The sequence below is a fragment of the Enterobacter cloacae genome (assembly GCF_011078175.1).
Lineage (GTDB): Bacteria > Pseudomonadota > Gammaproteobacteria > Enterobacterales > Enterobacteriaceae > Enterobacter > Enterobacter cloacae_Q.
Genome location: NZ_JAALCJ010000005.1, coordinates 190499 through 202827 on the forward strand (window position 1 = coordinate 190499; position 12329 = coordinate 202827).

At 58.0% G+C, this 12329-nt stretch carries 12 protein-coding genes; 3 read left to right on the forward strand and 9 right to left on the reverse strand.

The genetic code is table 11. The annotated features are described in order from the left end of the window. Nucleotides 1-35 precede the first annotated feature (35 nt). The gene (gene pdxB / locus G6Q29_RS12860) at nt 36-1172 is read right to left on the reverse strand and encodes a 4-phosphoerythronate dehydrogenase PdxB (RefSeq protein WP_165465893.1); all 1137 of its coding nucleotides are present in this window, start codon (nt 1170-1172) and stop codon (nt 36-38) included. Nucleotides 1173-1283: 111 nt separating this feature from the next. Here pdxB and flk point away from each other — a divergent pair, with 111 nt between their 5' ends. Then, complete coding sequence (gene flk, locus G6Q29_RS12865) at nt 1284-2288, forward strand: flagella biosynthesis regulator Flk (RefSeq protein ID WP_165465894.1); 1005 nt, start codon at nt 1284-1286, stop codon at nt 2286-2288. An 87-nt stretch (nt 2289-2375) separates the two neighbouring features. Here the strand turns inward: flk and G6Q29_RS12870 are convergent, their stop codons facing one another. Beyond that, a complete protein-coding gene (locus G6Q29_RS12870; protein ID WP_165465895.1) occupies nt 2376-3554 on the reverse strand; it encodes an MFS transporter in 1179 nt (392 codons plus the stop codon). A gap of 68 nt (nt 3555-3622) precedes the next feature. Continuing rightward, nucleotides 3623-4840, reverse strand: a complete 1218-nt coding sequence (fabB, locus tag G6Q29_RS12875) for a beta-ketoacyl-ACP synthase I (RefSeq protein ID WP_003861395.1) — start codon at nt 4838-4840, stop codon at nt 3623-3625. 158 nt (nt 4841-4998) lie between these two features. Between fabB and mnmC the strand changes: the two genes are divergently transcribed. Beyond that, nucleotides 4999-6996, forward strand: a complete 1998-nt coding sequence (gene mnmC / locus G6Q29_RS12880; protein ID WP_165465896.1) for a bifunctional tRNA (5-methylaminomethyl-2-thiouridine)(34)-methyltransferase MnmD/FAD-dependent 5-carboxymethylaminomethyl-2-thiouridine(34) oxidoreductase MnmC — start codon at nt 4999-5001, stop codon at nt 6994-6996. A gap of 58 nt (nt 6997-7054) precedes the next feature. Here the strand turns inward: mnmC and G6Q29_RS12885 are convergent, their stop codons facing one another. The 6 genes from G6Q29_RS12885 to prmB are packed head-to-tail and all read right to left on the reverse strand — an operon-like array spanning nt 7055 to nt 11606. Continuing rightward, complete coding sequence (locus G6Q29_RS12885) at nt 7055-7333, reverse strand: YfcL family protein (protein ID WP_165465898.1); 279 nt, start codon at nt 7331-7333, stop codon at nt 7055-7057. 13 nt (nt 7334-7346) lie between these two features. Further along, nucleotides 7347-7892: an elongation factor P hydroxylase gene (locus G6Q29_RS12890; protein ID WP_165465900.1), complete on the reverse strand. Its 546-nt coding sequence runs from the start codon at nt 7890-7892 to the stop codon at nt 7347-7349. Next, nucleotides 7892-8701, reverse strand: coding sequence for a sulfite exporter TauE/SafE family protein (locus G6Q29_RS12895; RefSeq protein ID WP_165465902.1), 810 nt, complete (start codon nt 8699-8701; stop codon nt 7892-7894). The genes G6Q29_RS12890 and G6Q29_RS12895 overlap by 1 nt, the downstream gene beginning before the upstream one ends. Then, the gene (gene mepA, locus G6Q29_RS12900; RefSeq protein WP_165465903.1) at nt 8701-9525 is read right to left on the reverse strand and encodes a penicillin-insensitive murein endopeptidase; all 825 of its coding nucleotides are present in this window, start codon (nt 9523-9525) and stop codon (nt 8701-8703) included. The genes G6Q29_RS12895 and mepA overlap by 1 nt, the downstream gene beginning before the upstream one ends. A gap of 2 nt (nt 9526-9527) precedes the next feature. Further along, entirely contained in the window at nt 9528-10613 is a 1086-nt protein-coding gene (gene aroC, locus G6Q29_RS12905; RefSeq protein WP_165465905.1) for a chorismate synthase, read from the reverse strand. Between the two features lie 60 nt (nt 10614-10673). Next, a complete protein-coding gene (gene prmB / locus G6Q29_RS12910; RefSeq protein ID WP_003861381.1) occupies nt 10674-11606 on the reverse strand; it encodes a 50S ribosomal protein L3 N(5)-glutamine methyltransferase in 933 nt (310 codons plus the stop codon). Between the two features lie 145 nt (nt 11607-11751). Here prmB and smrB point away from each other — a divergent pair, with 145 nt between their 5' ends. Beyond that, nucleotides 11752-12303 carry an endonuclease SmrB gene (gene smrB / locus G6Q29_RS12915; RefSeq protein WP_015572246.1) on the forward strand — a complete coding sequence of 184 codons (552 nt, stop codon included), beginning with the start codon at nt 11752-11754 and terminating at the stop codon, nt 12301-12303. Nucleotides 12304-12329: the final 26 nt, after the last annotated feature.

Here is a 12329-nt window from a genome sequence, read left to right on the forward strand (position 1 = left end):
TGTCGGAGTATCCGACAGGGAGCATTAAGAAGACATTAATGCGCCGGGTGATGGACGGCGTTAAAACCCAGTTTATTCAGCAGCCCCGCCGCTGACGCGTCATCGCACATGACATACAGGGAAGACCACTCGCGGCGCTCAAGGTAATTTTTGCGCAGCTTGTCAAACTCACCCGGAATACCCGCCACTTTACGCAGCAGCGCGTCATCGCGGCGCACATCATACACCAAATGTACCAGCCTTTTCAGCGTTGCCTGATCGAGCGGGCCATGAAGGGTAATGCGGCCAAATTCCGGGGCGGGCAGCAGCGAATCCAGCGCCACCTGCTGCGGATGGCCGATGAAGGCGCTGTAAGCCTCAAACACCTGGGTTGTGCCACGCGCTTTACCTTCGAGAGTATAACCCGCGATATGCGCGGTACCCACGTCCACCTTATTCAGCAATGCGACGTTAAGATCCGGCTCTGGCTCCCAGACGTCCAGCACGACGCTAAGATCTTGTCCTTCGTCGAGACATGCCAGCAGCGCCGCGTTATCCACTACCGGCCCCCGACAGGCATTTATCAGAATAGTGCCAGCCTTCAGACGGCGGATCAGCTTTTCGTCGGCCAGATGCAGGGTCTTGTACGACCCCTCTTTAAAGAGCGGCGTATGGAAGGTAATGACGTCGCACTCGTCGACCAGCTCATCCAGCGTGCGGAAGTCGCCTTCATCGCCGTTATCCTTACGCGGCGGATCGCACAGCAGAGTGCGGATGCCCCAGGCTTCCAGACGCTTTTGCAGACGTCCGCCCACGTTGCCCACACCCACAATCCCTACGGTGCGGTCTTTCAGCGCAAAACCATCGCGCTCGGCCAGCATCAACAGCGAGGAGAAAACGTATTCCACGACGGCAATGGCGTTACAGCCTGGCGCCGCGGAAAAACCAATCCCCGCCTGCTTAAGCCACTGGTCATCCACATGATCGGTCCCGGCCGTTGCCGTCCCGACAAATTTTACCCCTTTGCCGGTGAGCAGCGCCTCATTTACTTTGGTCACCGAGCGCACCATCAGGGCGTCTGCATCGTCCAGTTCGCTGACCGGAATCGGACGACCAGGGACAGCCTTAACCTCACCCAGGCGGCTGAACAGCTCACGGGCGTAAGGCATATTTTCATCAACGAGGATTTTCACGTCTGAGTACCTGTTTGAGAGGAAGTAAACCTGCCAAGTGTGCCATAATCTCGCCGCCGGGCATATATCTCCGCCCGGGTACGCAGAGTTTGACTTTAAGGATTTTTGACGATGCAGCCCATTTCAGGTACGCCTCCGCGCCCTCCGGGTGAAGGCCCCGTAACGCCCAATACACCAGGCGAACAACCGCTCTCCACGCAGCAACGCACCGTACTGGAGCGGCTGATCACGCGCCTTATTGCGTTGACCTCACAGCAAAACGCAGAGGTATGGGCCGGCGTTAAGCACGATCTGGGCGTCAGAAACGATGCGCCGTTACAGTCGCGCCATTTTCCTGCCGCTGAACAAAACCTGAACCAGCGTCTTACCAGCGCACAGCAGCAACACACTACCCGCCAGATTATCTCGCAGCTGACCGAGCTGTTGGGCCAGGGAAATAATCGCCAGGCGGTGAGTGATTTTATCCGTCAACAGTACGGTCATACCGCCCTGAGCCAGCTTTCCCCGGAACAGCTGAAAACCGTGTTGACCCTGCTGCAAAGCAATCAGCTTTCTATCCCGCAGCCGCAACAGCGCCCGTCGACGGAGAGGCCGTTGCAGCCAGCGGAGCATAATACGCTCAAGCAGATGGTCACTAAGCTGGCTGCCGCCACCGGCGAACCAACAAAGCTCATCTGGCAATCCATGCTGGAACTTTCCGGCGTGAAAGCGGGCGAGATGATCCCGGCGAAACAATTTACCCATTTGGTGACCTGGCTCCAGGCGCGTCAGACGCTCAGTACCCAGAGCGCCCCTACCCTGCACAGCGTACAGGCGGCGCTGAAACAACCGCTGGAACCACACGAGTTCGATCTGATTCGGGATTACGCTCAGCAGAGCTGGCAGGCCACGCCGCAAACGGTGCTGACCACCGCGCAGGTGCAGGATGTGCTCAATCAGATCTTCGTTCGCCGCGCCGAGCGGGAAGGCGGCGTGCCGGAGGTAAGAAACATTCAGCCGATTTACAACCCGCTGTTTGCCCCCGTAGTTGACACGTTCAAAACGCTTTCTGCCCGTCCGGGATTGATGCTTGTTGCATTATTGATTGCACTGGCGATTTTCTGGATGGTTGCGTGAGGATTTGCCCGGTGGCGCTTCGCTTACCGGGCCTACAACGGCTCGAACATCAGGCCGGGTAAGGCGAAGCCGCCACCCGCCAACATACTACCGCTTGCGAAACGCTACCAGCGTCACCACAATCCCCACCACCGCTGACACCGCACCGGCGAGAAATACGGAAGGATAGCCAAACGACGTTGCAAGCACTCCTGCCAGCGGCCCGGTGACGCCGTAAGAGATATCCTGAAACGCTGCGTAGCCGCCCAGCGCCGTGCCGCGAACCTGTGGAGCCACGCGCTTCACCACCTCCACGCCCAGCGCCGGGAAGATCAGCGAGCAGCCGCAGCCGGTTAACGCCGCACCCAGCAGCGCAACGGAGGCGGACGGCGCCTGCCAGAGCAGTAACAGACCCACGGTCTCAATGACAAGTGAAGCCACGGCCACCTTCACGCCGCCAAAGCGATCCGGCATCCAGCCAAACAGCACGCGCATCAACACAAACGCGCCGCCAAAGGCCGTCAGCGTAAAGCCCGCCATCGCCCAACCGCGGCTCATAAAATAGAGGGAGACAAAGGTACCAATAACCGCGAAGCCCACCCCCTGAAGCGCCAGCCCCAGCCCTGGCTGCCAGATTTGCCCCACTACGCTCCACAGCGAAGGACGCTCGCCTTTATGGGCGGGTACCTTACGCACCGAACCATTAAACGCCCACGCGAGAAGCGGCAATACCATGGTGGTGCCTGCCAGCGCCGCAAAACCAAACTGGCTGTGGATCAGCAGCCCCAGTGGTGCGCCAGCCGCCAGCGCGCCGTATATCGCCATCCCGTTCCAGGACATCACTTTTCCGGAACGCGCAGGTCCCACCAGTCCCATTCCCCAGGTCAGGGTGCCGGTCAGCAGCTGGCTTTCGCCAAAGCCGAGGATCAGGCGCCCTGCCACCAGCAGCGCGAATTTATACGCTGCCTCTATCGGCAACAGCGCCGCCAGCAGCCAGGCTCCCCCCGCCAGCCCGCAGGCAAACATCCCCTGCAACGCCGAGCGTTTTGCGCCGTACTGATCCGCCAGACGACCGGCGTAGCCCCGGGTTAACACCGTCGCTAAAAACTGAATGCCTACCGCAATGCCCACCATAGTGTTGCCATAGCCCAGCTCCTGGTGAACGAACAAGGGGATCACAGGCAGCGGCAGACCAACGGTCATATAGGTCAGAAACACCGCAAAGGCGATGCGGAAAAGGGAAAGGTTCCCGGAAAGAGCGCTCTTCTCAGGGGTAACAGCCTTCATGCATAACTCCGTGTTCAGGCATAAAAAAAGGGAGCCGTGCGGCTCCCTTCTACTATACCTTCAAACGCTTACGCTTTCAGCTTACGCATCACCAGCGTGGCGTTGGTGCCGCCGAAACCGAAGCTGTTGGACATAACGGTCGTCAGCTCACGTTCGGTGGTTTCGGTCACGATGTTCAGGCCGGCCGCCTGCTCGTCCATCTCTTCGATATTGATGCTTGGCGCGATAAAGCCGTTTTCCAGCATCAGCAGAGAGTAAATTGCTTCCTGCACGCCTGCCGCACCCAGCGAGTGACCGGTCATGGCTTTGGTTGCAGAGATGGCCGGGCTGTTGTCGCCGAACACTTCGCGGATCGCACCCAGCTCTTTCACGTCGCCTACCGGAGTAGAAGTGCCGTGTGAGTTCAGGTAGTCGATTGGGGTATCAACGCCGTGCATCGCCATCTTCATGCAGCGCACCGCGCCTTCGCCGGATGGCGCAACCATGTCAGCGCCGTCGGACGTTGCGCCATAACCCACGATCTCAGCGTAGATGTGCGCGCCACGCGCCAGCGCGTGTTCCAGCTCTTCAACCACAACCATACCGCCGCCGCCAGCGATAACAAAACCGTCGCGGTGTGCGTCATAGGTACGGGACGCTTTGTCTGGCGTTTCGTTGTATTTGGTGGACAGTGCGCCCATCGCGTCGAACTCACAGGCCATTTCCCAGCCCAGCTCTTCGCCGCCGCCAGCAAATACGATGTCCTGTTTGCCCAGCTGGATCTGCTCAACCGCATTACCGATACAGTGTGCGGAGGTTGCACAGGCAGAGCTGATGGAGTAGTTCACACCGTGGATTTTAAACGGCGTTGCCAGGCACGCGGACACAGCAGAACCCATAGCTTTGGTCACAACGTATGGACCGACCGCTTTCAGGCCGCGCGGGCTACGCATAGCGTCAGCACCGAACACCTGAGCTTTAGAGGAACCGCCTGAGCCTGCAATCAGCCCCACGCGCGGGTTGTTCTGGTAAACATCTTCGCTTAGACCAGAATCCTTGATCGCTTCCTGCATGGAAAGATAGGCGTAGATAGAGGCATCGTTCATGAAACGAACCACTTTACGGTCAATTAAACCGGTGGTGTCCAGTTTAACGTTACCCCATACGTGGCTACGCATTCCAGAATCTTTAAACTCTTCAGAGAAAGTGATCCCGGAGCGTCCTTCACGCAGAGATGCCAGGACTTCCTGCTGGTTATTACCGATGCTGGAAACGATGCCCAGGCCAGTAATCACTGCACGTTTCATTCAATACCTCTGTAAGTCGCACTATAAAAAGTTTCGAGTCGCACAATAGCGTACACTTGTACGCCGAACAAGTCCGATCAGCGATTTTCTGTGGAAATTTGCACCGACAGGCTCACATCGTTAAGATCATGCCACTGCCTGTCGGACGAGTAACTTACGTGAAACAAAACGCCATACAACCTGCCAACCTCGAATTTAACGCTGAGGGTACACCTGTTTCCCGAGATTTTGATGACGTCTACTTTTCTAATGATAATGGACTGGAAGAGACGCGCTATGTCTTCCTCGAAGGAAATCATCTCAGCACCCGCTTCCCTGAGCATCCGCGCAGCCTGTTTGTCGTAGCGGAGAGCGGTTTCGGCACCGGGCTGAATTTTCTGACGCTCTGGCAGGCGTTCGACGCGTTTCGCGCTGCACACCCCGAGGCTACCTTACAAAGATTACATTTCATCAGTTTCGAAAAATTTCCGCTTACCGCGCACGATCTCCGGCTTGCCCATCAGCGCTGGCCGGAGCTTGCCCACTGGGCGGAACAGCTTCAGGCCCAGTGGCCTCCGGCTATCGGTGGCTGTCATCGTCTGATTCTGGACAACGGACGCGTCATCCTCGACCTGTGGCTGGGCGATATTAACGACCTGACCGATAAGCTCGATGACTCAATGAATCAAAAGGTGGACGCCTGGTTCCTGGACGGTTTTGCGCCCGCCAAAAACCCGGACATGTGGAGCCCGCATCTGTTCGGCGCCATGGCACGCCTGGCACGCCCGGGCGCAACGCTTGCCACCTTCACCTCGGCGGGATTTGTTCGCCGTGGGTTGCAGGAGGCGGGGTTTACCATGCGGAAAACCAAAGGCTTTGGCCGCAAACGCGACATGCTGGTCGGGATGATGGAGCAGGATCTGGCGATCCCGGCACAGGCCCCCTGGTTTGCTCGCCGCCCCAGTGCGTCGCGTGAGGTCGCCATTGTGGGCGGCGGTATTGCCAGCGCCCTGCTCTCGCTGGCGCTGCTGCACCGGGGCTGGCAGGTGACGCTCTACTGCGCTGACGAGGCGCCGGCGACGGGCGCATCAGGCAACCGTCAGGGCGCGCTTTATCCCTTATTAAGTTCACACGATCCGGCACTGTTCCAGTTCTTCCCGGCGGCGTTTACGTTTGCTCGCCGCCTTTACGATAGCCTGCCGGTTGCGTTCGACCACGACTGGTGCGGCGTGACGCAGCTCGGCTGGGACGAGAAGAGCCAGCAGAAAATCACACAAATGCTGTCGCTGGGTCTGCCGGGGGCCATCGCCCATGCAGTGACGGCGCAGCAGGTTACAGAAACCACTGGCGTCGACACCGGCTGTGGCGGTATTCAGTATCCACTCGGCGGCTGGCTGTGTCCGGCTGAACTGACTTCTGCGGCGATAACCCTCGGGCAGTCGCGTGGGTTGACAGTGCATTATGCCCATAAGGTTCAATCGCTAAGCCGCACTGCCCACTGGAAACTGCATTTTGCTGACGGCAAAGAGGTGCAGCATGCCAGCGTTGTACTGGCTAACGGACATCATGTCAGCCAGTTTACCCAGACTGAGTCATTGCCGGTTTATCCGGTCGGCGGCCAGGTGAGCCATATCCCGACCGCGCCCGAACTGAGCAAGCTGTGCCAGGTGCTGTGTTACGACGGCTACCTGACGCCGCAAAATCCGTCAAACGGCCATCACTGCATCGGTGCCAGCTACCATCGTGGTGAAACAGATATGCAGTACAGCGAAGCGGATCAGCAACAGAACCGTCAGCGGCTGGTTGATTGTTTCCCGGACGCGGCGTGGGCGAAAGCGGTGGACGTCAGTGAGGGTCAGGCGCGATGCGGCGTACGCTGCGCGACCCGCGATCACCTGCCGATGGCGGGAAACGTGCCGGACTATGACGCCACGCTTGAAGTCTATCAGGATCTTGCAGACAACAAAGAAACGGCGGTAAGTGCGCCCGTTCACCCCGAGCTGTTTATGCTGGGTGGCTTAGGCTCACGAGGATTATGTTCCGCACCGCTGCTGGCTGAAGCGTTAGCCGCACAGATGAGCGATGAGCCGATTCCGCTGGACAGAGTTACACTCGCGGGGTTGAATCCGAACCGGTTGTGGGTAAGGAAACTGCTGAAGGGGAAAATGGTTAAGTAGGGTGCGGTCAGGTGCCCTCACCCCGGCCCTCTCCCAAAGGGAGAGGGAGGTGACACACTTACTTCGCGTTCGCCTGCTGGAACAAATTGTCCCACATGCCCAGTACTAAAGACTGGTCGCGCGGAGAGAGTTCCCCCGCCTGAATGGCATTTTCCAGGCTGCGAGTGACTTCTGCGTGAACGGCGTCGGCAGAGTGATCGTCCCCCGCTTCCAGCGCGGCTACTGCCAGCGTCAGGTGACCGCGCAGATAACCGCTGGCGAACAGCTCATCGTCACTGGCGTGTTCCACCATGTCATCAATTAACGCCAGAATGCGTGATTCAAATTCTGCGATCATCTTCTTTCCTCTGTTAAAGATCTTCCGGCCATGGGAAGCATTCCGCCGCGATCGCCGGCGTGTGGTAATAATTCTGTAAAGCCTCAATCAGGCGCGCCGGGCGTTCCGGGATGCCTCTCTCAAGATATTCCATCACCTGCGCATGCACGCGGCGCTGGAAGACGATACGGTCTGGCTCGAAGTCACCTTCGAGATTGTCACAACTCACATTGAACGGGAAACCCGCCGCCACGCAGAACAGCCATTCGAGCGCCTGGGGTTTCACCTCCACATCTTCGAACTGCCCCTGGGTAGCGGCGTCGCGCCCGTCCGGGCAGTACCAGTAACCAAAATCCACCCGCTCGCGACGCGCTTTCCCGGCGATACACCAGTGTGAAATTTCGTGCAAACCGCTGGCGTAAAAGCCGTGGGCAAAGATGATGCGGTTATACGGAACCTCATCATCAGCAGGAAGATAGATCGGTTCGTCGTCGCCTTTAATCAGACGGGTATTAAAATCATCAGCAAAACAGCTATCGAAGATCTCAATCAGCTGTTCGTAGTTATGCGTACTGTTCATTAGTTCATCCCCAACCAGGTGAGGATCTCCTGTCCATGGCTGTCATAAAGAAGTTTGGCGCTCATCACCGCCGAGACGACAACAATCATCGGGCGGATCAGCTTTTGCCCTTTGCTTAATACCAGACGCGAGCCTGCGCGCGCACCCAAAAACTGCCCTGCCATCATTACAAAACCGGTAGCCCAGATAACCTTGCCCCCAATGATAAACAGCAGGAGACCGCCGACGTTGGAGGTCGCGTTGAGGACTTTGGCATGGGCGGTAGATTTGGCGAGGTTAAACCCGGCCAGCGTCACAAATGCCAGCGCATAAAACGAGCCAGCCCCCGGGCCAAAGAACCCGTCGTAAAAACCGACGCAGCCACCGGCAATCAGCGCAAACGGCAGGCCGTGCAGCCGACGCTGCCGATCTTCTTCCCCGAGCTTTGGCATCAGCAGGAAATAGAGGCCGATACAGATAACCAGCAGCGGCAGGATCTGGCGCAGAATATCGGACTGTACGTGCTGGACCAGCAGCGCGCCCGCCGTTGAGCCAATAAACGTCATCAGGATATTGAGCTTCTGATCGGCGAGATTGACCACTTTGCGCCGAACAAAATAGAGCGAGGAGGAGAGCGAGCCGCCGCATGCCTGGAGTTTGTTGGTGGCGAGCGCCTGAGCTGGGCTCATGCCTGCCGCCAGCAGCGCCGGAACGGTGAGCAACCCGCCGCCGCCCGCCAGGGCATCGATAAATCCGGCTAACATCGCAACAAAAAAGAGCACCGCCAGCAGCAGCGGTGACACCATGAACAGATCGACGAAATTATCCATTAAAGTACATGCTCATCCAGTAGCGCCTGGCAGGAAGGCGGCAACGGAGGCGGTGTCTTCTTCTCAGGCTTAGAGGTTCCAGGCTTGGCCGGTTCAAACCAGCTTTGCAGTTCGTAACCACAACCATCGCCAGGCGGCGGCAGCGGCTGATCTTCACATTCCAGGCTGTTCGCCGGGCAACGCAGGCGAACATGCATATGGGCACGATGCTGGAACCACGGGCGCACTTTACGCAGCCAGTCGCGATCCGTTCCCGCATCCAGGCAAAGCTGCTGCTTGATGGCCGGGTTGACAAAGATCCGCGTGACGTCGTTATCCTCTGCCGCCAGCTTAATCATGCTGGAAATTTCCGGCGACCATCGCGAGGCGACGACCCGTTTACCGTCGGCCGAGACCAGATCCAGCGCCTGCGGTTTCAGCAGCTGCGCCGAGCTCCAGCGCGTTTTCGGCAATTGCAGGAAGATATCCACATCCAGTCCGGTCTGGTGGCTGGCGTGACCGCCGTTGAAGCGACCACCGGCAGGCATTCCCATATCCCCAATCAGCATCGTCCCCAGCCCCAGGTTATGCACCTGGTTCCCAAGACGCTGAATAAATAGCAGCAGATCGGGGTGGCCGAAATAACGTCGCTGATCGGTACGCATCACCTGATAAGTGTCCGACTGCAACGGCAGCGCCTGCGCACCGACGATGCACCCGTTGGAGAAAGCGCCAATGGACTGCGCGCTCCCCGCTACCGGGTGGGTGATTTTCTGCCATGGCGTGGCGGCCAGGCTTGCTCCACTGACCAGCAGCGCCAGCAGAGCGATTGCGGTTTTTTTCATAGTTACCAGCGTGGAAGGGTGGTCGTCACATCCGCATTCTGCGCGCGCTGGCGCAGGAAGTGATCCATCAGCACGATCGCCAGCATCGCTTCCGCGATCGGCACCGCACGGATCCCCACGCACGGATCGTGACGCCCTTTGGTGATCATCTCAACTTCTTCGCCAGCGCGGTTAATCGTGTGGCCCGGTACGGTAATACTGGACGTTGGCTTCAGCGCGATATTGGCAATAATTTGCTGCCCGCTGCTGATACCGCCCAGAATGCCGCCCGCATGGTTGCTCTGGAAACCCGCCTTCGTGATTTCGTCGCGGTTCTGGCTGCCGCGAAGCTGAATCACGTCAAAACCGTCGCCGATTTCGACGCCTTTCACCGCGTTGATACTCATCAGCGCGTGGGCGATATCGGCGTCGAGGCGGTCAAAGACCGGCTCTCCCCAGCCAGCCGGCACGCCGTCGGCCACCACGGTGACTTTCGCGCCAATGGAGTCGCCCTCTTTTTTCAGGCCGCGCATGAGCTCATCCAGCGCGTCCAGCTTGTCGACATCGGCGCAGAAGAACGGGTTAAGTTCTACCTGATCCCAGTCTTTGATCGCCAGCGGAATGTCGCCCATCTGGGTCAGACAGCCGCGGATAACGATGCCACATTTCTGCTGGAGATATTTTTTGGCAATCGCCCCTGCCGCCACGCGCATCGCGGTTTCACGCGCGGAAGAACGTCCGCCGCCGCGATAGTCGCGAAAGCCATATTTTTGTTCGTAGGTATAGTCGGCGTGGCCCGGGCGGAAGACGTCTTTAATCGCGCCGTAGTCCTGAGAGCGCTGATCGGTGTTTTCAATCAGCAGACCAATGCTGGTCCCGGTGGTACGGCCTTCAAAGACGCCGGAAAGAATTTTGACCTGGTCCGGCTCGCGACGCTGCGTGGTGTAGCGAGAGGTACCCGGACGACGACGGTCAAGGTCATGCTGTAAATCAGCTTCGGTCAGTTCGATGCCTGGCGGGACGCCATCAACGATACAACCCAGTGCCAGACCGTGCGACTCGCCAAAGGTGGTCACACGGAATATCTGTCCAATACTGTTTCCTGCCATCACGGCTCCGATGTTGTTGTTTGTGTTTGAGCGTTGTGAAACGGGCCGAAGCCCGCTGGATTAATCTTTGTAAATGCTGAAGTATTCGCGTGCATCAAGCAGCTGCGCTTTAGTCAGCATAAAGACGCCGTCACCGCCGTTGTCGAACTCAAGCCAGGTGAACGGCACATCCGGGTACTGCTCTATCAGATGTACCATGCTGTTGCCCACTTCACAAATCAGAACGCCGTCGTCGGTCAGATAATCCGGCGCGCAGGCCAGGATGCGGCGGGTCAGCTTCAGCCCGTCAGAGCCTGACGCCAGGCCCAGCTCCGGCTCGTGGCGGTACTCGTTCGGCAGATCGGACATGTCTTCTGCATCCACGTACGGCGGATTGGTGACGATCAGGTCGTATTGCAGCGTCGGCAGGTCGCGGAACAGGTCAGAACGAATAGGGGTGACGTGATGGATCAGCCCGTGCTCTTCAATATTGTGTTCGGTGACGGCCAGCGCGTCGGTGGAAATATCGACGGCGTCCACTTCCGCTTCCGGGAAGGCGTACGCGCAGGCAATGGCGATGCAGCCGCTGCCGGTGCACATATCCAGAATATGCTGCGGCTGATGGTTAATCAGGCCGTCAAAGTGGTTGTTGATCAGCTCGCCAATCGGCGAACGTGGCACCAGCACGCGCTCATCAACGTAGAATTCGTGGCCGCAGAACCAGGCTTTGTTGGTCAGGTAAGCCACCGGAATACGCTCGTTCACGCGACGGATCACGCGCTCAACGATGCGGTGTTTTTCGCTGGAGGTCAGGCGCGCGGTGCGCATGTCTTCCGGAATATCCAGCGGCAGGTAGAGAGACGGCAGCACCAGCTGAACGGCCTCATCCCACGGGTTATCCGTACCGTGACCGTACCAGATATTGGCGGCGCTGAAGCGGCTAACCGACCAGCGCAACATGTCCTGTATGGTATGCAGCTCGTTTACTGCTTCATCGACAAAAATTTTATCCACTCTTTCCTCCAGGGCATGCTCGCATAATTTTCGGCGGCTAGTTTGCCATGAAGACGGCGATAAATCAGCAATGACGCGCGTCGCTTGAGGTTAAAAAATGCGTTTAGTCGGGTACACTATCGGAAATACGAGATGAGAATGACGAATGAAAAAGAAAACATCGCTCAGCGAGGAGGATCAGGCTCTCTTCCGCCAGCTGATGACCGGGACGCGTCAAATCACGCACGACACCATTGTCCATCGCCCGCAGCGTAAAAAAGTCAGCGAGGTACCGGTCAAACGGTTGCTTCAGGAGCAGGCCGATAACAGCCACTATTTTTCAGATGAGTTTCAGCCGCTGCTTAATACTCAGGGTGCGGTGAAATACGTGCGCGAAGACGTCAGCCATTTTGAATTGAAAAAATTACGCCGGGGAGATTACTCGCCGGAGCTGTTCCTCGATCTGCATGGGTTGACCCAGATGCAGGCGAAACAGGAGCTGGGGGCGTTGATTGCGGCATGTCGTCGCGAGCATGTGTTTTGCGCCTGCGTGATGCACGGGCATGGCAAACATATTCTTAAGCAACAGACACCGCTGTGGTTGGCCCAGCATCCACATGTGATGGCGTTTCATCAGGCACCCAAAGAGTACGGCGGAGATGCCGCATTGCTGGTACTGATTGAAGTGGAGGAGTGGCAGCCGCCAGAATTGCCCTGACAGGATGGCGGGAGGCACCGTCGCAC

What these genes read in the sequence shown, in the direction of transcription:
- G6Q29_RS12895 (WP_165465902.1), bottom strand. Translation starts at nt 8,701, where the DNA reads ATGGATAATTTCGTCGATCTGTTCATGGTGTCACCGCTGCTGCTGGCG.
- G6Q29_RS12885 (WP_165465898.1), bottom strand. Translation starts at nt 7,333, where the DNA reads ATGATCGCAGAATTTGAATCACGCATTCTGGCGTTAATTGATGACATG.
- G6Q29_RS12890 (WP_165465900.1), bottom strand. Translation starts at nt 7,892, where the DNA reads ATGAACAGTACGCATAACTACGAACAGCTGATTGAGATCTTCGATAGC.
- fabB (WP_003861395.1), bottom strand. Translation starts at nt 4,840, where the DNA reads ATGAAACGTGCAGTGATTACTGGCCTGGGCATCGTTTCCAGCATCGGT.
- mepA (WP_165465903.1), bottom strand. Translation starts at nt 9,525, where the DNA reads ATGAAAAAAACCGCAATCGCTCTGCTGGCGCTGCTGGTCAGTGGAGCA.
- aroC (WP_165465905.1), bottom strand. Translation starts at nt 10,613, where the DNA reads ATGGCAGGAAACAGTATTGGACAGATATTCCGTGTGACCACCTTTGGC.
- flk (WP_165465894.1), top strand. Translation starts at nt 1,284, where the DNA reads ATGCAGCCCATTTCAGGTACGCCTCCGCGCCCTCCGGGTGAAGGCCCC.
- G6Q29_RS12870 (WP_165465895.1), bottom strand. Translation starts at nt 3,554, where the DNA reads ATGAAGGCTGTTACCCCTGAGAAGAGCGCTCTTTCCGGGAACCTTTCC.
- smrB (WP_015572246.1), top strand. Translation starts at nt 11,752, where the DNA reads ATGAAAAAGAAAACATCGCTCAGCGAGGAGGATCAGGCTCTCTTCCGC.